This is a genomic window from Streptomyces sp. 5-10 (assembly GCF_014712245.1).
In the GTDB taxonomy this organism is placed as follows: domain Bacteria; phylum Actinomycetota; class Actinomycetes; order Streptomycetales; family Streptomycetaceae; genus Streptomyces; species Streptomyces violaceusniger.
In genome coordinates, this window is record NZ_JACVYG010000031.1 from 32,835 (window position 1) to 53,179 (window position 20,345).

At 70.2% G+C, this 20,345-nt stretch carries 19 protein-coding genes; 2 read left to right on the top strand and 17 right to left on the bottom strand.

All coding sequences use genetic code 11. The annotated features are described in order from the left end of the window. Positions 1–3: 3 nt before the first annotated feature. From nuoL to IEJ02_RS29175, 12 genes are read right to left on the bottom strand one after another with little or no spacing between them, the layout of a single operon-like run. Positions 4–1,944, bottom strand: coding sequence for an NADH-quinone oxidoreductase subunit L (gene nuoL, locus IEJ02_RS29120; protein ID WP_191067554.1), 1,941 nt, complete (start codon positions 1,942–1,944; stop codon positions 4–6). Positions 1,945–1,960: 16 nt separating this feature from the next. After that, on the bottom strand, positions 1,961–2,260 hold the full coding sequence (gene nuoK, locus IEJ02_RS29125; RefSeq protein ID WP_046084223.1) for an NADH-quinone oxidoreductase subunit NuoK: 300 nt from the start codon (positions 2,258–2,260) through the stop codon (positions 1,961–1,963). Continuing rightward, complete coding sequence (locus tag IEJ02_RS29130) at positions 2,257–3,183, bottom strand: NADH-quinone oxidoreductase subunit J (protein ID WP_137979023.1); 927 nt, start codon at positions 3,181–3,183, stop codon at positions 2,257–2,259. The genes nuoK and IEJ02_RS29130 overlap by 4 nt, the downstream gene beginning before the upstream one ends. Further along, positions 3,180–3,794: an NADH-quinone oxidoreductase subunit NuoI gene (nuoI, locus tag IEJ02_RS29135; RefSeq protein ID WP_275559704.1), complete on the bottom strand. Its 615-nt coding sequence runs from the start codon at positions 3,792–3,794 to the stop codon at positions 3,180–3,182. The genes IEJ02_RS29130 and nuoI overlap by 4 nt, the downstream gene beginning before the upstream one ends. After that, entirely contained in the window at positions 3,787–5,103 is a 1,317-nt protein-coding gene (nuoH, locus tag IEJ02_RS29140; protein ID WP_223864605.1) for an NADH-quinone oxidoreductase subunit NuoH, read from the bottom strand. The genes nuoI and nuoH overlap by 8 nt, the downstream gene beginning before the upstream one ends. Before the next feature lie 26 nt (positions 5,104–5,129). Next, complete coding sequence (locus tag IEJ02_RS29145) at positions 5,130–7,619, bottom strand: NADH-quinone oxidoreductase subunit G (RefSeq protein ID WP_191067557.1); 2,490 nt, start codon at positions 7,617–7,619, stop codon at positions 5,130–5,132. Next, complete coding sequence (gene nuoF / locus IEJ02_RS29150) at positions 7,616–8,998, bottom strand: NADH-quinone oxidoreductase subunit NuoF (protein WP_191067558.1); 1,383 nt, start codon at positions 8,996–8,998, stop codon at positions 7,616–7,618. The genes IEJ02_RS29145 and nuoF overlap by 4 nt, the downstream gene beginning before the upstream one ends. Beyond that, complete coding sequence (gene nuoE, locus IEJ02_RS29155; RefSeq protein ID WP_191067614.1) at positions 8,998–9,807, bottom strand: NADH-quinone oxidoreductase subunit NuoE; 810 nt, start codon at positions 9,805–9,807, stop codon at positions 8,998–9,000. The genes nuoF and nuoE overlap by 1 nt, the downstream gene beginning before the upstream one ends. A gap of 17 nt (positions 9,808–9,824) precedes the next feature. Beyond that, positions 9,825–11,213, bottom strand: coding sequence for an NADH-quinone oxidoreductase subunit D (locus tag IEJ02_RS29160; RefSeq protein WP_191067559.1), 1,389 nt, complete (start codon positions 11,211–11,213; stop codon positions 9,825–9,827). Next, positions 11,213–11,968 (bottom strand): NADH-quinone oxidoreductase subunit C, encoded by a 756-nt coding sequence (locus IEJ02_RS29165; protein ID WP_191067560.1) that lies wholly within the window; start codon positions 11,966–11,968, stop codon positions 11,213–11,215. The genes IEJ02_RS29160 and IEJ02_RS29165 overlap by 1 nt, the downstream gene beginning before the upstream one ends. Next, the gene (locus IEJ02_RS29170; protein WP_020869380.1) at positions 11,965–12,519 is read right to left on the bottom strand and encodes a NuoB/complex I 20 kDa subunit family protein; all 555 of its coding nucleotides are present in this window, start codon (positions 12,517–12,519) and stop codon (positions 11,965–11,967) included. Before IEJ02_RS29170 ends, IEJ02_RS29165 begins: the two co-directional genes overlap by 4 nt. Before the next feature lie 32 nt (positions 12,520–12,551). Further along, positions 12,552–12,911 carry an NADH-quinone oxidoreductase subunit A gene (locus IEJ02_RS29175; RefSeq protein WP_020869381.1) on the bottom strand — a complete coding sequence of 120 codons (360 nt, stop codon included), beginning with the start codon at positions 12,909–12,911 and terminating at the stop codon, positions 12,552–12,554. Positions 12,912–13,623: 712 nt separating this feature from the next. Here IEJ02_RS29175 and IEJ02_RS29180 point away from each other — a divergent pair. Beyond that, positions 13,624–14,442, top strand: a complete 819-nt coding sequence (locus tag IEJ02_RS29180; RefSeq protein WP_191067561.1) for a C40 family peptidase — start codon at positions 13,624–13,626, stop codon at positions 14,440–14,442. Between the two features lie 125 nt (positions 14,443–14,567). Here the strand turns inward: IEJ02_RS29180 and IEJ02_RS29185 are convergent, their stop codons facing one another. Next, positions 14,568–14,987, bottom strand: a complete 420-nt coding sequence (locus IEJ02_RS29185; protein ID WP_191067562.1) for a CBS domain-containing protein — start codon at positions 14,985–14,987, stop codon at positions 14,568–14,570. Between the two features lie 268 nt (positions 14,988–15,255). Here IEJ02_RS29185 and IEJ02_RS29190 point away from each other — a divergent pair, with 268 nt between their 5' ends. After that, the gene (locus IEJ02_RS29190) at positions 15,256–16,038 is read left to right on the top strand and encodes a VOC family protein (RefSeq protein WP_191067563.1); all 783 of its coding nucleotides are present in this window, start codon (positions 15,256–15,258) and stop codon (positions 16,036–16,038) included. Positions 16,039–16,398: 360 nt separating this feature from the next. Here IEJ02_RS29190 and IEJ02_RS29195 read toward each other — a convergent pair whose 3' ends face one another. The 4 genes from IEJ02_RS29195 to mqnC all read right to left on the bottom strand — a co-directional run bounded on the left by IEJ02_RS29195 (position 16,399) and on the right by mqnC (position 20,257). Beyond that, entirely contained in the window at positions 16,399–17,709 is a 1,311-nt protein-coding gene (locus tag IEJ02_RS29195; RefSeq protein WP_275559700.1) for a geranylgeranyl reductase family protein, read from the bottom strand. Between the two features lie 152 nt (positions 17,710–17,861). Continuing rightward, a complete protein-coding gene (locus tag IEJ02_RS29200; RefSeq protein WP_191067564.1) occupies positions 17,862–18,554 on the bottom strand; it encodes a demethylmenaquinone methyltransferase in 693 nt (230 codons plus the stop codon). Positions 18,555–18,608: 54 nt separating this feature from the next. Further along, on the bottom strand, positions 18,609–19,058 hold the full coding sequence (locus IEJ02_RS29205) for an imidazolonepropionase-like domain-containing protein (RefSeq protein ID WP_191067565.1): 450 nt from the start codon (positions 19,056–19,058) through the stop codon (positions 18,609–18,611). Then, positions 19,058–20,257, bottom strand: coding sequence for a cyclic dehypoxanthinyl futalosine synthase (gene mqnC / locus IEJ02_RS29210; RefSeq protein WP_191067566.1), 1,200 nt, complete (start codon positions 20,255–20,257; stop codon positions 19,058–19,060). The genes IEJ02_RS29205 and mqnC overlap by 1 nt, the downstream gene beginning before the upstream one ends. Positions 20,258–20,345: the final 88 nt, after the last annotated feature.

A 20,345-nucleotide genomic window follows, 5' to 3' on the forward strand; every position in this document is an offset into this window, starting at 1 on the left:
GACTCAGACCGCCCTCATCAGCAGGGTCGCGGCGATGAGCACCGCCGTACCGCCGAACATCGAGACCGCGTACGTACGGGCATAGCCGTTCTGCAGCTTTCGCAGCCGGCCGGAGAGCCCGCCGACGGAGGCCGCGGTGCCGTTGACCACCCCGTCGACCAGCTTGTGGTCGACATAGACCAGACCGCGGGTCAGATACTGGCCGGGTTTGACGAGCGCGACATGGTTGAAGTCGTCCTGCAGCAGATCGCGCCGGGCGGCCCGGGTGAGCAGCGATCCGCGGGGGGCGGTGCGCGGCACCGGCCGGCGTCCGTACTGCGCCCAGGCGAGGGCGACACCGATCGCCAGCACCACCATCGTCCCGGCGGTGACCGCCGCGGCGCTGAGCGGGGAGTCGCCGTGGCTGTGGCCGGTGACCGGCTCCAGCCACTTCAGGAATGCGTCGTTGACGCTGAACAGCCCGCCCGCGAAGACCGATCCCACGGCCAGGACGATCATGGGGATGGTCATGGACGAGGGCGACTCGTGCGGATGCGGTTCGGCGTGCGCCCCGGCCGACTCGGCGGCGGGCTCGGCGCTGGGCTCCTCGGGCGAGGGCGTGGTGCCCCAGCGCTTCTCGCCGAAGAAGGTCAGCAGCATCACCCGCGTCATGTAGTACGCGGTGATGGCCGCGCCCAGCAGGGCCGCGCCGCCGAGGATCCAGCCCTCGGTGCCGCCCTTGGCGAACGCCGCCTCGATGATCTTGTCCTTGGACCAGAAGCCGGACAGCCCGGGGAAGCCGATGATCGCGAGATAGCCGAGCCCGAAGGTGACGAAGGTGACCGGCATGTACTTCCGCAGGCCGCCGTACTTGCGCATGTCGACCTCGTCGTTCATGGCGTGCATGACCGAACCGGCCCCGAGGAAGAGCCCCGCCTTGAAGAAGCCGTGGGTCACCAGGTGCATGATCGCGAAGACATAGCCGATCGGGCCGAGCCCGGCGGCCAGGATCATGTACCCGATCTGCGACATGGTGGACCCGGCCAGGGCCTTCTTGATGTCGTCCTTGGCGCAACCGACGATCGCACCGAACAGGAGCGTGACCGCGCCGACCGTGACCACCGCGGCCTGGGCGTCCGGCGCGGCGTTGAAGATCGCGCCGGAGCGGGTGATCAGATACACGCCCGCGGTCACCATGGTCGCCGCGTGGATCAGGGCCGAGACCGGGGTCGGGCCCTCCATCGCGTCCCCGAGCCAGGACTGCAGCGGCACCTGGGCCGACTTGCCGCAGGCGGCGAGGAGCAGCATCAGCCCGATCGCGGTGAGCTTGCCCTCGCTCGCGTGGTCCGCGTTCGTCAGCACCGGGGCGAAGGTGAAGGTCCCGAACGTCGTGAACATCAGCATGATGGCGATCGACAGGCCCACATCGCCGACGCGGTTGACGATGAACGCCTTCTTCGCCGCCGTGGCCGCGCTGGGCTTGTGCTGCCAGAAGCCGATGAGCAGGTACGAGGCGAGGCCGACGCCCTCCCAGCCGACGTACAGCAGCAGGTAGTTGTCGGCGAGGACGAGCAGCAGCATCGCCGCGAGGAAGAGGTTGAGATAGCCGAAGAAGCGGCGGCGGCGCTCGTCGTGCTCCATATAGCCGATCGAGTAGATGTGGATCAGCGTGCCCACACCGGTGATCAGCAGGACGAAGGTCATGGACAGCTGGTCGAGCTGGAAGGCGACGTCCGCGCGGAAGCCGCCCACCGGGATCCAGCTGAAGACCTTGCTGTGCAAGGCCCGGTCGTGCTCGCCGCGGCCGAGCATGTCGGCGAAGAGCACGGCGCCGATGACGAAGGAGGCGGCGGCGAGCACCGTGCCGATGTAGTGGCCCTTGCCGTCCAGCCGCCGCCCTCCGCACAGCAGCAGGGCCGCGCCGAGCAGCGGGACCGCGACAAGCAATCCGATGAGGTTCTCCACGTGAACGCGACCCCTTCTAGAGCTTCATCAGGCTGGCGTCGTCGACCGAGGCCGAGTGGCGGGAGCGGAAGATGGTCACGATGATCGCGAGACCGACCACGACCTCCGCCGCGGCCACGACCATCGTGAAGAAGGCGATGATCTGGCCGTCGAGATTGCCGTGCAGCCGGGAGAAGGTGACGAACGCCAGGTTGCACGCGTTCAGCATCAGCTCGACGCACATGAAGAGGACGATCGCGTTCCGCCTGATGACGACGCCGGCCGCACCAATGGTGAACAACAGGGCGGCCAGGTAGAGGTAGTTGACCGGATTCACTTGGCGACTCCCCTCGGATTCGGCGCACTGCCCGCGTTCTCGCCGTTCTCGCCGTTTTCGCCGTTCTCGGACGTGCCCGGCTCCCCGGCGCCCCCGGACGGCTTGCCGGTCCCGTTGCCCTTCCGGCCCAGCCAGCGCTGCGAGCGCTGCTCCAGCGCCGCCAGCTCGGCCAGTGCCTCGCGGGAGACGTCCCGGATCTGACCGCGGCCGCGCAGCGTGGCGTTGACGGTGAGGTCGGACGGGGTGCCGTCGGGCAGCAGACCGGGGATGTCCACCGCGTTGTGCCGCGCGTACACACCGGGCGCCGGCAGCGGCGGCACGTTCCGGCCGGTGCGCACCCGCGCCTCGGACTGCTCGCGCTGGGTGCGGGCCCGCTCGGTGCGCTCGCGGTGGGTCAGCACCATCGCGCCGACCGCCGCGGTGATCAGCAGCGCGCCGGTGATCTCGAAGGCGAAGACGTACTTGGTGAAGACCAGGGCCGCCAGGCCCTCCACATTGCCGCCGGAGTTGGCCTGGCCCAGGCCGTTCCACGTCTTCAGCGAGGCGTTCCCGATCCCGGCGCACAGCAGGATGCCGAAGCCGAGCCCGCAGAGGGCGGCGAGCCAGCGCTGCCCCTTCAGGGTCTCCTTGAGGGAGTCGGCGGCGGTGACACCGACCAGCATCACCACGAAGAGGAAGAGCATCATGATCGCGCCGGTGTAGACGACGATCTGGACGACGCCCAGGAAGTACGCGCCGTTGGCGAGGTAGAAGACCGCCAGGATGATCATGGTGCCCGCGAGGCACAGGGCGCTGTGCACGGCCTTGCGCATCAGGATCGTGCACAGCGCGCCGATCACGGCGACGGTGCCGAGCACCCAGAACTGGAGGGCCTCACCGGTGGAGGTGGTGGAGGCCGCCGCGGCCAGAGCGCCGCCGCTCATGCCTGCACCCCCTGCTGCCGGTCCTGCGACTCCTCGTTCCCCGCGGCCTGGTCGGACAGGGTCTCGCCCTTGCTGACCGCGGCCTGCACGGTGGTGCCGGGCGCGGCCTCGGTCACCAGACCCCGGTAGTAGTCCTGCTCGTCGGTGCCGGGGTAGATGGCGTGCGGGGTGTCGACCATCCCGTCCTCGAGGCCCGCGAGCAGCTCCTCCTTGGTGTAGATGAGCGATTCGCGGGTGCGGTCGGCGAGCTCGTACTCATTGGTCATGGTGAGCGCCCGGGTGGGGCACGCCTCGACGCACAGGCCGCACAGGATGCAGCGCAGATAGTTGATCTGGTAGACGCGGCCGTAGCGCTCGCCCGGGGAGTAGCGCTCCTCGTCGGTGTTGTCCGCGCCCTCCACATAGATCGCGTCGGCGGGGCAGGCCCAGGCGCACAGCTCGCAGCCGACGCACTTCTCCAGCCCGTCCGGGTGCCGGTTGAGCTGGTGGCGTCCGTGGAAGCGGGGCGCGGTGGGCTTCTTCACCTCTGGGTACTGTTCGGTGAGCCGCTTCTTGAACATGGCCTTGAAGGTCACGCCGAAGCCGGCCACCGGATTCTGGAAGTCAGACACCGTCGGCCTCCTTTCCGTCACTGACAGTGTCGGGGCCACCACTGACAATCAACTCACGCTCGGTGCGCGGACGTCGGCGGGGGACGGGCGGCAAGGTCTGGCCGGGCAGCGGTGGCACCGGGAAACCTCCCGCCATCGGGTCGAAGGCGGGCTCCGGTCCCTGTTCCGCTCCGGTCTCGGCCTGCGCCGAGCGGTCGCGGAAAAAGTCGACCACGAAGGACAGCAGCAGCAGCGCGATCACCGCGCCGCCCACGTAGAGCACGATGTCCTGGTAGTCGTAGTTCTCGTTGCGCAGCGCCCGGACGGTGGCGACCAGCATCAGCCAGACCATCGAGATCGGGATGAGCACCTTCCAGCCCAGCTTCATGAACTGGTCGTAGCGCACGCGCGGAAGCGTGCCGCGCACCCAGATGAAGACGAACAGCGATGTCACGACCTTGGCGACGAACCACAGCAGCGGCCACCAGCCGTGGTTGGCGCCTTCCCAGAAGGTGCTGATCGGCCAGGGCGCCCGCCAGCCGCCGAGGAAGAGGGTGACGGCGACCATCGAGACGGTGACCATGTTGATGTACTCGGCGAGCATGAACATCGCGAACTTGATCGAGGAGTACTCGGTGTTGAAGCCGCCGACCAGGTCGCCCTCGGACTCCGGCATGTCGAACGGCGCCCGGTTGGTCTCACCGATCATCGAGACGATGTAGATGAGGAACGAGACCGGCAGCAGCACCGCGTACCAGCGGTCCTGCTGCGATTCGACGATCTGCGAGGTCGACATCGACCCGGAGTAGAGGAAGACGGCCGCGAAGGAGAGCCCCATCGCGATCTCGTAGCTGATCATCTGGGCGCAGGAGCGCAGGCCCCCCAGGAGCGGATACGTCGATCCGGAGGACCAGCCCGCCAGCACGATGCCGTAGATGCCGACCGAGGCGGTGGCGAGGATGTAGAGGACGGCGATCGGCAGATCGGTCAGCTGCATCGCGGTGCGGTGCCCGAAGACCGAGACCTCCGGGCCGAACGGCATCACCGCGACCGCCATGAAGGCGGGGATGGCCGCGACGACCGGCGCCAGGACGTAGACCACCTTGTCCGCGCCCTTGACGACCACGTCCTCCTTGAGCATCAGCTTCACGCCGTCCGCGAGGGACTGCAGCATGCCCCAGGGGCCGTGGCGGTTGGGCCCGATGCGCAGCTGCATCCAGCCGACCACCTTGCGCTCCATCACGATGGAGATGAGCACCGTCACCATCAGGAACGCGAAGCAGAAGACGGCCTTGATCAGGATCAGCCACCACGGGTCGCGGCCGAACATCGACAGGTCCTCTGCGGCGAGATACCTCACTGGGTCACCTCCGTCGCGGGGGCAGTGATCGTCACGACATCGCCGGGGCGGGCGCCCAGATCGCGCTGGACGCCGCCGCCGACGGAGGCCAGCGGCAGCCAGACCACCCGGTCGGGCATCGCGGTGACGCTCAGCGGCAGTTGGACCGAGCCGGCCGGGCCGGTGACCCGGACGAGCCGGCCGTCCTCGACCCCGGCCTCGCCCGCCGTGGCCGCCGACAGCCGGGCCACGGCCGCGTGGCGGGTCCCGGCCAGCGCCGGATCGCCGTCCTGGAGCCGGCCCTGGTCGAGCAGCAGCCGATGTCCGGCGAGCACCGCCTCGCCCTCGGCCGGCCGCGGCAGCGGACCGCCCGTCTCCAGCGCGGCGGTGGCGCGCGGGCCCTGCCAGGTGCCCAGCCGGGTCATCTCGGCGCGTACGGCCTCGACGTCCGGCAGGCCCAGGGGCGCGTCCAGCGCGTCGGCCAGCATGTGCAGCACCCGGGCGTCCGGGAGGGTGTGGCGGCGGGTCATCTGGTCGGGCTTGAGCGCCGCCTCGAACGGCCGGGCCCGGCCCTCCCAGTTGAGGAAGGTGCCGGCCTTCTCGACGACCGCCGCGACCGGCAGCACCACATCGGCCCGCTCGGTGACCTCCGAGGGCCGCTGCTCCAGGCTGACCACGAAGTCCACGGCGTCCAGGGCCTCCAGGGCCCGCGCCGGATCGGGCAGATCGGCGACCTCGACCCCCGCGACCAGCAGCGCGCCGAGCCCGCCGACCGCCGCGGCCTCGATGATCTGGCCGGTGTCCCGGCCCACCTGGTGCGGCAGGTCGTTGGTGCCCCAGACGGAGGAGACCTCCTCGCGGGCCCGCGGATCGTGGGCCGGGCGGCCGCCGGGCAGCAGCCCGGGCAGCGCCCCCGCCTCGATCGCGCCCCGCTCCCCCGCCCGGCGCGGGATCCAGGCGAGCGTGGCGCCGGTGGCGGCGGCGGCCCGTACGGCGGCGGTGAGCCCGCCCGCCACGGACGCCAGCCGCTCGCCGACGATGATCACTGCGCCCTCTTCGCGCAGCGCCTCGGCGGCCCGCTCCCCGTCCGCGTCCAGACCGGTGCGGCCCGCGATGGCGTCCAGCCACTCGGTCTCGGTGCCCGGGGCGGCCGGCAGCAGGGTGCCGCCCGCCTTCTCGAGGCCCCGGGTGGCGTGGGTGGCCAGCGAGAAGGTGCGCTGTCCGTGCTTGCGGTGCGCCTTGCGCAGCCGCAGGAAGACGCCGGGCGACTCCTCCTCGGCCTCGAAGCCGACCAGCAGCACGGCCGGGGCCTTCTCCAGCGCGGTGTAGGTGAGTCCGCCGCCGTTCAGGTCACGCCCCCGGCCCGCGATGTGAGTGGCCAGGAAGTCGGCCTCCTCGTCGCTGTGGAGACGGGCCCGGAAGTCGATGTCGTTGGTGTCCAGGGCGAGCCGCGCGAACTTCGCGTAGGCGTAGGCGTCCTCGACGGTCAGCCGGCCGCCGGTGAGCACGCCGGTGCGGCCGCGCGCCATGCTGAGCCCCTCGGCCGCCGCGTCCAGCGCCTCGGGCCAGCTCGCCGGCTCCAGCTTCCCCGTCTCGCGGTCGCGCACCAGCGGAGTGGTGAGCCGCTCGGGCAGCTGGGCGTAGCGGAAGCCGAAGCGGCCCTTGTCGCAGATCCACTCCTCGTTGACCTCGGGGTCGTCCGCCGCCAGCCGCCGCATGACCTTGCCGCGGCGGTGGTCGGTGCGGGTCGCGCAGCCGCCCGCGCAGTGCTCGCACACGCTTCGAGAGGAGACCAGGTCGAAGGGGCGGGAGCGGAAGCGGTACGCCGCCGAGGTCAGGGCGCCCACCGGGCAGATCTGGATGGTGTTGCCGGAGAAGTACGATTCGAACGGGTCGCCCTCACCGGTGCCCACCTGCTGCAGCGCGCCCCGCTCCAGCAGCTCGATCATCGGGTCGCCCGCGATCTGGTTGGAGAAGCGGGTGCAGCGCGCGCACAGCACACAGCGCTCGCGGTCCAGCAGCACCTGGGCAGAGATCGGCACCGGCTTGGCGAACGTCCGCTTCTGGCCCTCGAACCGGCTGTCGGCCTGTCCGGCGCTCATCGCCTGGTTCTGCAGCGGGCATTCGCCGCCCTTGTCGCAGACCGGGCAGTCCAGCGGGTGGTTGATCAGCAGCAGCTCCATCACCCCGCGCTGGGCCTTCTCGGCCACCGGCGAGGTGAGCTGCGTCTTGACCACCATCCCGTCGGTGCAGGTGATGGTGCAGGAGGCCATCGGCTTGCGCTGGCCCTCCACCTCGACGATGCACTGGCGGCAGGCGCCGGCCGGGTCGAGGAGCGGATGGTCGCAGAACCGCGGGATCTCGATGCCGAGCAGTTCGGCGGCGCGGATGACCAGCGTCCCCTTGGGGACGGAGATCTCGATTCCGTCGATGGTGACGGAGACCAGATCTTCTCGCGGCACCGCCGCCTCCCCGCCCGACGAGGGTGCGTTGGTGGTCACGGTCATGCGTTCACCCCCAGGTGAGTGGAGCGCGGCTCGTCGGCCCAGGCGGTGGACTTGGCCGGGTCGAACGGACAGCCTCCGCCGGTGATGTGCTGCTCGTACTCCTCGCGGAAGTACTTCAGCGAGGAGAAGATGGGGCTGGCAGCGCCGTCGCCGAGGGCGCAGAAGGACTTGCCGTTGATGTTGTCGGCGATGTCCGCCAGCTTGTCGAGGTCCTCCCTGCGGCCCTTGCCTGCCTCGAGGTCGCGCAACAGCTGGACCAGCCAGTAGGTGCCCTCGCGGCAGGGTGTGCACTTGCCGCAGGACTCATGCGCGTAGAACTCGGTCCAGCGGGTCACGGCCCGCACCACGCAGGTGGTCTCGTCGAAGCACTGGAGCGCCTTGGTGCCCAGCATCGACCCGGCCGCGCCCACGCCCTCGTAGTCCAGCGGGACGTCGAGGTGCTCGTCGGTGAGCAGCGGGGTGGACGAGCCGCCCGGGGTCCAGAACTTCAGCCGGTGCCCGGGGCGCATCCCGCCGCTCATGTCGAGCAGCTGGCGCAGGGTGATCCCGAGCGGGCCCTCGTACTGTCCGGGATTGGCCACATGGCCGGACAGCGAGTAGAGCGTGAAGCCCGGGGACTTCTCGCTGCCCATCGAACGGAACCATTCCTTGCCCTTGTTGAGGATCGCGGGAACCGAGGCGATGGATTCGACGTTATTGACAACAGTGGGGCACGCGTACAGACCGGCGACCGCGGGGAAGGGAGGCCGCAGCCGGGGCTGGCCGCGGCGGCCCTCCAACGAGTCCAGCAGCGCGGTCTCCTCACCACAGATGTACGCGCCGGCGCCCGCGTGCACGGTGATGTCGAGACCGGGCAGTCCGTCCACCCCGAGCTTCCGCCGCCGCTGTTCCGCCGTGCCGAGGTAGCCCGCCTCGTACGCCTCGCGCACGGCCTCGTGCAGCCGCCGCAGCACGGGGACGACCTCGCCACGCAGATAGATGAAGGCGTGTTCGGAGCGGATGGCATGACAGGCGATGATCATGCCCTCGATCAGGGAGTGCGGATTGGCGTAGAGAAGGGGGATGTCCTTGCAGGTGCCCGGTTCCGACTCATCGGCGTTGACGACGAGATAGTGCGGCTTGCCGTCGCCCTGCGGAATGAACTGCCACTTCATTCCGGTGGGGAAGCCGGCGCCGCCGCGGCCGCGCAGACCCGCGTCCTTCACCAGCGCGATCACCGCGTCGGGGTCCATGGCGAGGGCCTTGGCGCTCCCCTCGTAGCCCTCGTGCCGCAGATAGGTGCGCAGGGACCAGGAGTTGGGCTGGTCCCAGAACGCGGAGAGCACGGGTGCCAGCAGCTTCTCGGGGCTGTGCCCATTGATCTCGGTTGTCACGGTCATCACTCCCCCTCCTCGGCGACCGGACCGGCCGGGTGGTGCGGATCCGAGGCGGAGGTCCGCTGCGGCGCGTCATGCGAGCTGGGATGCGTCGGCGGCGCCTCGTCCTGCGGGGCGTCCGCGGACCTCGGCGAGACGACCCGGCCGGGGGCGGCCTCCCCCTTGGCCAGCCGCAGCCCGACCAGCGAGGCGGGCCCCGCGGAGCCACCGGCCTCGACGGCGCCCGGACGGGCGTCGGGGAAGCCGGCCAGGATGCGGGCGGTCTCCTTGTACGTGCACAGCGGCGCGCCCCGGGTCGGCTCGACGGTCCGGCCTGCCCGCAACTCGTCGACCAGCGCCTTGGCGGACTCGACGGTCTGGTTGTCGAAGAACTCCCAGTTGACCATCACCACGGGTGCGTAGTCGCAGGCCGCGTTGCACTCGATGTGCTCCAGGGTGACCTTGCCGTCCTCGGTGGTCTCCCCGTTGCCCACCCCCAGATGGCTCTGCAGCTCCTCGAAGATCGCGTCGCCGCCCATCACCGCGCACAGGGTGTTGGTGCAGACCCCCACCTGGTAGTCGCCGGAGGGCTTGCGCCGGTACATCGTGTAGAAGGTGGCGACCGCGGTGACCTCGGCGGTGGTCAGGCCCAGCATCTCGGCGCAGAACCGCATGCCGGTGCGGGTGACATGGCCCTCCTCGGACTGCACCAGGTGCAGCAGCGGCAGCAGCGCGCTGCGGCTGTCCGGGTAGCGGGCGATCACCTCCCGGGCGTCCTCCTCGAGCCGGGTGCGCACCTCGGCCGGGTAGTCGGGGGCCGGCAGCTCCGGCATCCCCAGCTGGACATCAGTCACCGGTCCACTCCTCCCATCACGGGGTCGATGGACGCGACAGCGACGATCACATCGGCGACCTGGCCGCCCTCGCACATCGCCGCCACGGCCTGCAGATTGGTGAAGGACGGGTCGCGGAAGTGGACGCGATACGGGCGGGTGCCGCCATCGCTGACCACGTGGGCGCCCAGTTCGCCCTTGGGCGACTCGATCGCCGCGTACGCCTGTCCGGGCGGGACCCGGAATCCCTCGGTCACCAGCTTGAAGTGGTGGATCAGGGCCTCCATCGAGGTGCCCATGATGTTCTTGATGTGGTCCAGCGAGTTGCCGAGGCCGTCCGGGCCGAGCGCGAGCTGCGCGGGCCAGGCGATCTTCTTGTCCGCGACCATCACCGGGCCCGGCTCCAGCCGCTCCAGGCACTGCTCGACGATCCGCAGCGACTGGCGCATCTCCTCCAGCCGGATCAGGAAGCGGCCGTAGGCATCGCAGGTGTCGGCGGTCGGCACCTCGAAGTCATAGGTGTCATAGCCGCAGTACGGATCGGACTTGCGCAGATCGTGCGGCAGCCCGGTGGCCCGCAGTATCGGGCCGGTCACGCCGAGCGCCATGCAGCCGGCGAGGTCGAGGTAGCCCACGTCCTGGAGCCGGGCCTTGAAGATCGGGTTCCCGGTGGCGAGCTTGTCGTACTCGGGCAGGTTCTTCCGCATCGTCTTCAGCAGGGCCCGGATCTGGTCGACCGCCCCCGGCGGCAGGTCCTGGGCGAGCCCGCCGGGCCGGATGTACGCGTGGTTCATCCGCAGGCCGGTGATCAGCTCGAAGATGTCCAGGATCAGCTCGCGGTCCCGGAAGCCGTAGATCATGATCGTGGTCGCGCCGAGCTCCATACCGCCGGTGGCGATGGCCACCAGGTGCGAGGAGAGCCGGTTGAGCTCCATCAGCAGCACCCGGATCACCGAGGCGCGGTCCGGGATCTGGTCCTCGATGCCGAGCAGCTTCTCGACGCCCAGGCAGTACGCCGCCTCGTTGTAGAAGGGCGTCAGATAGTCCATGCGCGTCACGAAGGTGGTGCCCTGCGTCCAGTTCCGGAATTCGAGGTTCTTCTCGATTCCGGTGTGCAGATAACCGATTCCGCAGCGGGCCTCGGTGACCGTCTCACCGTCGATCTCCAGGATCAGCCGGAGCACCCCATGGGTGGAGGGGTGCTGCGGACCCATGTTGACGATGATCCGCTCGTCGTCGGCCTTCGCCTGGGCGGCCACGACCTCGTCCCAGTCGCCGCCGGTGACGGTGTAGACGGTGCCTTCGGTGGTCTCGCGCGCAGTCGACTGCTGCGGCCCGGAGGGCCCCGATGAGGGGTGGTGGCCGGGAGACGGGTGGGCGGAAGGCGTTGCGTGGGGGGCAGTCATCAGCTGTACGACCTCCGCTGGTCCGGAGCCGGGATCTGGGCGCCCTTGTACTCGACGGGGATGCCGCCGAGCGGGTAGTCCTTGCGTTGCGGGAAGCCCTGCCAGTCGTCGGGCATCATGATCCGCGTCAGCGCGGGATGACCGTCGAAGATCAGGCCGAAGAAGTCGTAGGTCTCGCGCTCATGCCAGTCGTTGGTCGGATAGACATCGACGATCGACGGGATGTGCGGATCGCTGTCAGGAGCGCTCACCTCCAGCCGGATCATCCGGCCGTGGGTGATCGACCGCAGGTGGTAGACGGCGTGCAGCTCACGGCCCTTGTCGCCGGGGAAGTGGACTCCGCTGACGCCGGTGCACAGCTCGAAGCGGAGCGCCGGGTCGTCGCGCAGGGTCCGGGCGACCCTCGGCAGGTGCTCCCGGGCGATGTGGAAGGTCAGCTCGCCGCGGTCCACGACGGTCTTCTCGATCGCGTTCTCCGGGAGCAGCGACTGCTCCTCGAGCGCGCCCTCGAGCTCGTCGGCGACCTCGTCGAACCAGCCCCCGTACGGCCGGGTGGCCTGGCCGGGCAGCCGTACGGGGCGCACAAGACCGCCGTAGCCGGTGGTGTCGCCGCCGTTGTTGGCGCCGAACATCCCGCGCTGGACGCGGATGGGCTCGCCCTGGTCGCCGCGGCGGCCGGGGAGGTTCTCAGCGTTGAGGTCCTTGTCCGGGTTGACCCCGTTGGCCCCCGGGTTGACCCCATTAGCCTCAGTCAACGCAGCAGCCCCTTCATCTCGATCATCGGCAGCGCCTTCAGCGCCGCTTCCTCCGCCTCACGGGCCGCACGCTCGCGATTGACGCCGAGCTTCTCCTCGCGGATCTTCTCGTGCAGCTTGAGGATCGAGTCCATGAGCATCTCGGGCCGCGGCGGGCAGCCGGGCAGATAGATGTCGACCGGGACGATGTGATCGACGCCCTGCACGATCGCGTAGTTGTTGAACATCCCTCCGGAGGAGGCGCAGACGCCCATGGAGATGACCCACTTCGGGTTCGGCATCTGGTCGTAGACCTGGCGCAGCACCGGGGCCATCTTCTGGCTGACGCGCCCGGCGACGATCATCAGATCGGCCTGGCGGGGCGAGCCCCGGAAGACCTCCATGCCGAAGCGCGCGAGGTCGTAGCGCCCCGCGCCGGTGGTCATCATTTCGATGGCGCAACAGGCCAGGCCGAAGGTGGCCGGGAAGACGGAGGACTTACGGGCCAGCCCGGCGGCCTGTTCCACGGTGGTGAGCAGGAACCCACTCGGGAGCTTCTCTTCGATACCCATGCGATGTTTCCCCTATCTCCTCTAGAGCCCCGTTAGTCCCACTCCAGGCCGCCGCGCCGCCACACATAGGCGTAGGCGACGAAGACGGTGAGCACGAAGAGGAGCATCTCCACGAGCCCGAACAGGCCGAGCGCGTCGAAGGTGACGGCCCAGGGGTAGAGGAAGACGATCTCGATGTCGAAGACGATGAAGAGCATCGCCGTCAGGTAGTACTTGATGGGGAAGCGCCCACCGCCGGCCGGATGCGGAGTCGGCTCGATGCCGCACTCATAGGCTTCGAGCTTGGCCCGGTTGTAGCGCTTGGGGCCGATGATCGCGGCCATGAAAACCGAGAAGATCGCAAAACCTGCCCCGAGGGCTCCCAGTACGAGGATGGGCGCGTATGCGTTCACCGTCCTCGCTCCCTTCAGTCGACGATGACTGCTTGGCGGACCGCACGGACATGCCGCCACCCCACGAAGATCGCGCACATGTGAGGCAGTTCACAAGCCCGTTTCGCCTGCATCCTATGCCCGTCGGTCTGTGATCTGCGACACGGGGTACGACAACGTCTTTGTGATCTCCACCACCTGACGAAGGATCATGAAGTCGGATGAGCGGTGATCTTGTACACGAAGCATCCGAACGACCACGAGAAGTGACATTCGGAGACGTCATCACAGGTGAGCGCGTTGCGCCCTTACCAAGACATGGTACATACATGCAAATTTGCCCTGGACAGCGTGAGCTGATATGCGCCTTCCATCCCCATGAGTAACCTTCGCCCCGGGTCGATGGATCCACCGGTTCGCGCGCGCTCGCGATCAGCACTTCGCGCACGCGTTCACGAGCGGGTCGGAGCGCGTGAGGTATCCCACGCCCAGACGGGTTGTGGATCTAGATTTCACGGGAACCCTTTGTACGCGGGCCGCATCGGTGGTAGTCCCGCGCCACCTCCGCATGACCGCCAAATGCCGTGCGTAGACACATGATCGCGAAATTCGGGCAAGCCGACTGAGTGGGCCATGGAGATCATTTGGCCCGGTTTTTGGGCGTGTGCACGCCAAATGTGGCGCACCCCACTTTTGTTGATCTGGGCCTTAGGGCCCTGGTAGCCAGTGACCTATGTCCCCAGTCGCACACATACCCAGCCACCGGAAGCCCCGCCGTGCCGCGTCGACGCGTGCGCTCCGCGCAGGGGTGACCGGTGGCTTCCTCACCCTCGCGGTGGCCGGTGCCGCCGTGCCCGCCTCCGCCACCGAGAACAACGCCGCTCCCGCCGAGTCCACCCTGGAGATGCCGACCGTCAGCGCCACGCTGGCGAGCACGGCCGCCCAGACCGCCGACGCCACCCAGCAGGCGGCGTCGGACTACGAGCTCCAGGCGCAGAAGGACCAGGCGGCCGCCCACGCGAAGGCCGCCGCCAAGAAGGCCAAGGCGGAGGCCGACCGCAAGGCGAAGGAAGCCCGGGAGGCGGCTCGTAAGGCCGCCGCCAAGCGCACGGCCGAGGCCAAGGCCCAGGCGGCGAAGGCGTCGCGCTCCGCCGAGCGCACCACGCTCTCCACCACCGCCAGCGTCAGCAACGCCTCCGGCAACGCCGCGACGCTGATCAGCTTCCTGAAGGCGCAGCTGGGCAAGGCGTACGTGCTCGGCTCCAGCGGTCCGTCCTCCTACGACTGCTCCGGGCTGACCCAGGCCGCCTTCAAGCAGGTCGGCGTGAGCCTGCCGCGGGTCTCGCAGGACCAGTCCACCGCCGGCACCCCGGTCTCGCTGGACTCCCTCCAGCCGGGCGACCTGCTCTACTGGGGCAGCGCCGGCAGCGCGTACCACGTCGGCGTCTACGTCGGCGGCGGCAAGTTCATCGGTGCCCAGAACCCGAGCACCGGGATCGTCGAGCGTCCGCTGGACTACGACATGCCCACCGGGGCCGTGCGCGTCCTGTAAGACGCCCGCTGGTCATTTTTGGGACCCTGGGGCCGCCGTACCCACCGTGGGCGGCGGCCTCAGGTGGACGGCGGCCTCACGTCCCTTTCGCGCGCAGACCTTCCCCATTCGAGCCCTTTCGAGCCCTACTGCGCGTAGACCTTCTCCACGAACTCGCCGAGGAGGTCGTCACTGAGGTGATGGGCCAGATCCGCCTCGGAGATCATTCCGACCAGCCGCTTGTTCTGGTCGATCACCGGAAGCCTGCGGATCTTGTGCTCCTCCATCTCCCGCAGGACGTCCCTGACATCGGCGTCCGCGGGAATCCAGCGCGGGGTGCCCTTGGTGAGCGCCCCGACGGGCGTCCCCGCGGGGTCGGCGCTCTCCGCGATGCATCCGATGACGATGTCGCGGTCGGTGACGATGCCGCACAGCCGCTCGTTGGCGTCGCTGACCGGCAGGGCCCCCACGCCCAGTTCCCGCATCAGCTGGGCGGCACGCAGCACCGTCTCGTTCTCCGGTACCCACTGCGCGCCCGGGTGCATGATGTCCGCTGCCTTCGTCATGGCGTACCTCCTGCCAGGCCCACCGGCGGTGGATCCGGCCCCGTGGGCCCCATCGATCCGGCGTCGCCGCGGCTGGCGCACACGGCGCCCCCTGCCTTCATTGTCACCACCACCCCACGGCGACGTCATGTCGAGCCCGGCGGCGGCTGTCGGTGCCCGGTGCCAGACTGAGTAACGAGGCAGTCTCCGACAGAACGAGACAACCTCGGCAGAACTCTCCCGCGGAACTCTCCTGCGCCTTCGCGCCCGACCGTCGAAGGAGCGCCCCATGCTCACCACCGATTACGTCCCCGGCGCCCCCAACTGGCTCGATCTGGGCGCCCCCGACACCGAAGCGGCCGTGGCCTTCTACGGCTCCCTGCTGGGCTGGCGCTTCGAGTCGGCAGGCCCCGAAGCGGGCGGGTACGGCTTCTTCACCCTGGACCGGAAGACCGTCGCGGCCGTCGGGCCGCTCACCGAGGAGGGCGCGCGCTCCGCCTGGACGCCGTACTTCCACACCCCCGACGCCGAAGCGACCGCCAAGACCGTCGAGCAGGCGGGCGGCACGGTGCGGCTCGCTCCGTTCGACGTCTTCGAGGAAGGGCGGATGGCCCAGTTCACCGACCCCGGCGGCGCCCGCTTCGCCGTCTGGCAGCCCGGCAGGACGGCGGGGCTGGACGCGGTCACCGACCCCGGCACGCTGTGCTGGACCGAGCTGCACTCCCCCGATCCCGCGAAGGACCTCGCCTTCTACCGCAAGATCTTCGGCTGGGACACCGAGGAGATGTCCTTCCCCGGCGGGGCGTACACGGTGCTGATGACGTCCGGCGCCGGCCGGGAGGGCTCCTTCGGCGGCGTCGCCCAGCTCCAGGAGGGGCATTCGACACCGCCGCAGTGGCTGCCGTACTTCGAGGTGTCGGACTGCGACGCGGTGGTGGCCAGGGGGCAGGACCTGGGCGGCTCGGTGCTGATGCCGGCCATGTCGGCCGAGGGGATCGGCCGGATGGCCTGGCTGACGGATGCGGGCCGGGCGCCGTTCGGCGTCATAGCGAGCGGCGGCCCCGGCGCGTAAGCGCTCCGCTGGGAGTGCCGCGATACGTCTACGTTGTCGGTCGGCTGCGGCGCCGCTGTGGCTGGTCGCGCCCCGCGGCGGAGCCGCATATTGACGCAGCCCCGCGCCCCTTCAGGGCGCCGCCGTGGCTGGGCGCGCCCCGCGGCGGAGCCGCATATTGACGCAGCCCCGCGCCCCTTCAGGGCGCCGCCGTGGCTGGGCGCGCCCCGCGGCGGAGCCGCATATTGACGCAGCCCCGCGCCCCTTCAGGGCGCCGCCGTGGCTGGGCGCGCCCCGCGGCGGAGCCGCATATTGACGCAGCCCCGCGCCCCTTCGGGGCGCCAGCCGCCCTTCGGTCGAGCCGAGGCCCTTACCGGGCCGTCAGGCGCGGGGGGTCACCTTGGTGAGGCCGTTGATGATGCGGTCCATCGCGTCGCCGCCCGTCGGGTCGGTCAGATTCGCCAGCAGCTTGAGCGTGAACCGCATCAGCATCGGATGCGTCAGCCCGCGCTGTGTCGCCAGCTTCATGACCTTCGGGTTGCCAATCAGCTTCACAAACGCCCGGCCCAGCGTGTAGTAGCCGCCGTAGGTGTCCTTGAGGACCTTCGGGTAGCGCTGGAGGGCCAGTTCGCGCTGGGGCGCGGTGGCGCGGGCATGGGCCTGGACGATCACGTCCGCGGCGATCTGCCCGGATTCCATCGCATAGGCGATGCCCTCCCCGTTGAACGGGTTGACCATGCCGCCCGCGTCCCCGACGAGCAGCAGCCCGCGGGTGTAGTGCGGCTGCCGGTTGAAGGCCATCGGGAGCGCGGCGCCGCGGATCGGGCCGGTCATGTTCTCCGGGGTGTAGCCCCACTCCTCCGGCATCGAGGCGCACCACGCCTTGAGGACCTCGCGCCAGTCGAGCTCCTTGAAGGAGGACGAGGTGTTGAGGACGCCCAGGCCCACGTTGCTCGTGCCGTCGCCCATGCCGAAGACCCAGCCGTAGCCGGGCAGCAGCCGGTCCTCCGCACCGCGCCGGTCCCACAACTCCAGCCAGGACTCCAGGTAGTCGTCGTCATGGCGGGGCGAGGTGAAGTACGTCCGCACGGCCACGCCCATCGGACGGTCCTCGCGCCGGTGCAGCCCCATGGCGAGCGAGAGCCGGGTCGAGTTGCCGTCGGCGGCGACCACCAGGGGGGCGTGGAAGGTGACGGGCGTCTTCTCCTCGCCCAGCTTGGCCTCGACCCCGGTGATCCGGCCGGTGCGCCCGTCGATGATCGGGGCGCCCACGTTGCAGCGCTCGTACAGCCGGGCCCCGGCCTTCTGGGCCTGCCGCGCCAGCTGCTCGTCGAAGTCGTCGCGCTTACGGACCAGGCCGTAGTCGGGGTACGCGGCCAGCTCCGGCCAGTCGAGCTGGAGCCGCACCCCGCCGGCGAGGATCCGCAGGCCCCGGTTGCGCAGCCAGCCCGCCTCCTCGGAGATGTCGATGCCCATGGACACGAGCTGCTTGGTGGCGCGCGGGGTCAGGCCGTCACCGCACACCTTCTCGCGCGGGAAGGCCGTCTTCTCCAGCAGCAGCACGTCCAGCCCCGCCTTGGCGAGGTAGTACGCGGTGGTGGAGCCGGCCGGTCCGGCGCCGACGACAATCACATCGGCGGTGCGCTCCGAGATCCCGGAGGACGCGCTCTCGGTGGGTGCGGTCTCGCTCACGCGGGGTCTCCCCAAGCCTCGGTAACGGCGTGCCGGTCGCGCCGGGCACTGGACAGCTGCAGTCTATGGGGGGCGGTACTCCGGCACTCGCGAAGGGCGGTCCCTCCCGCCCCCGGACCGCCCATGACCGCCTTACGGCTGGTACGGCCGCCTTACGGCTTGTACGCCCGGTGGAGGGCCACCACGCCGCCGGTGAGGTTGCGCCAGGCCGGGCGCTCCCAGCCCGCCGACCGCAGCCGGGCGGCGAGACCGGGCTGGTCCGGCCAGGCGCGGATGGACTCGGCGAGGTAGACGTACGCGTCCGGATTGCTGCTGACCGACGTCGCGATCGGCGGCAGGGCGCGCATCAGGTACTCGGTGTAGACCGTGCGGAACGGCTGCCATGTGGGGTGGCTGAACTCGCAGATGACGATCCGTCCGCCGGGCCGGGTCACCCGCAGCATCTCGCCCAGCGCCCCCTGCGTGTCCTGCACGTTCCGCAGCCCGAAGGAGATCGTGACGGCGTCGAAGACCCCGTCGGCGAAGGGCAGCCGGGTCGCGTCGCCCGCCGTCAGCGGCAGCCCCGGATGGCGCTTCTTGCCCTCGCGGAGCATCCCGAGCGAGAAGTCGCACGGCACCACGTACGCGCCCGCCTCCCGGAACGGCAGCGAGGACGTCCCCGTACCGGCGGCGAGGTCGAGCACCCGCTCACCGGCGCGCGCGTCCACGGCCCGGGCGACGGCCTTGCGCCACAGCCGGGCCTGCCCGAGCGACAGCACATCGTTGGTGAGGTCGTATTTGGCCGCCACGTCGTCGAACATGGCGGCGACTTCGTGCGGCTGCTTGTCCAGGGATGCTCGGCTCACGCCCCCATTGTTCACCTCGCGGGCCCCGCGCCCCCGCCCGGGGCCCGGCGTGCCTCAGCGGCGCCGGTGCACCAGCCGCCCGGCCACCACCGTGGCCAGGCAGGCGCCGTCGGCGTCGAAGACGGCCAGGTCGGCGCGGCCCGCCGGGGCGAGGGCGGGCGGGCGCGGCCGGTCCAGGACGGCGAGGCCGCCCCGGTGGGCGGCCGCGCGCAGCTCGGCGTCGTCGAGGTGGTGGGCGAGGACGGCGGTCGCGCCCCGCCGCAGCAGGGCGTGGATCCGCTCCCGCGGGCTGGGCGCGTCCGGCACCGGGCCCTCGTGGACCAGGGCCGGGCCGAGCTCCCCGGGCCACTCCCGCACCCGCGCCCGCGGATAGGTCTCGCGCAGCTCGGCCAGGGGGCCGATGGCCGCGATGCGGTCGCCGTCGACCGCGACGGCGGCGTCGTGCAGCGGCGCCGCGTCGCCGGGGGTGACCCGGACGACAGGCGCCGCGTGGAGCGTGAGCATCAGGAGGCCTGGATCACCGTCAGCTCGGGGTGGGCCGTGCCACCGTCGATCGCCGTCGAGGACAGGTGCGAGACGACGTGGTCGTCGACCGGGTCGTTCGCCGGGTCGTCGTGCACCACCAGGTGCTCGTACGTCGTCGCGCGCTGCGCGGGGACCCGCCCGGCCGAGCGGATGAGGTGGAGCAGCTCCATCCGGTTGGACCGGTGGCGGGCGCCCGCCGAGGAGACCACGTTCTCCTCCAGCATCACCGAGCCGAGGTCGTCCGCCCCGTAGTGCAGCGCCAGCTGACCGGCCTCCTTGCCGACGGTGAGCCAGGAGCCCTGGATGTGCGCCACGTTGTCGAGGAAGAGCCGGGCGATGGCGATCATCCGCAGGTACTCGAAGACCGTCGCCTGCGTCTGGCCCTTCAGGTGGTTGTTCTCGGGCTGGTAGGTGTACGGGATGAAGGCGCGGAAGCCGCCCGTCCGGTCCTGTACGTCGCGGATCATGCGGAGGTGCTCGATCCGCTCGGCGTTGGTCTCGCCGGTGCCCATCAGCATGGTGGTGGTGGACTCCACGCCGAGGTTGTGGGCGATCTCCATGATCTCCAGCCAGCGCTCACCGGACTCCTTCAGCGGCGCGATGGCCTTGCGCGGCCGCTCGGGCAGCAGCTCGGCGCCCGCGCCCGCGAAGGAGTCGAGACCGGCCGCGTGGATGCGGCGGATGGCCTCCTCGGCCGAGACGCCCGAGATCCGCGCCATGTGTTCGACCTCGGACGCCCCCAGCGAGTGGATCACCAGCTGCGGGAACGCCTGCTTGATGGCCGCGAAGTGCTTCTCGTAGTACTCCACCCCGTAGTCCGGGTGGTGGCCGCCCTGGAACATGATCTGCGTGCCGCCCAGCTCGACGGTCTCCGCGCAGCGCCGCAGGATGTCGTCGAGGTCGCGGGTCCAGCCCTTCGCGGTGTCCTTGGGAGGGGCGTAGAAGGCGCAGAACTTGCACGCCGTTACGCAGACGTTGGTGTAGTTGATGTTCCGTTCGATGATGTACGTCGCGATGTGCTCGGTGCCCGCGTAGCGACGGCGCCGGACCGCGTCGGCCGCGGCCCCCAGCGCGTGCAGCGGAGCCGAGCGGTAAAGGTCGAGCGCCTCTTGCGGGGTGATCCGCCCCCCGTCGGCGGCGCGGTCGAGGACTGCCTGCACCTCTGCGTTTGCGGTCACCGGGGCGTACCTTTCGGAGGTTTACGGGTGGACCGACCCAGACTACGCCAGGGCCTGTAAGCCCGTACGAGTGCGTGTCAGGCGCATC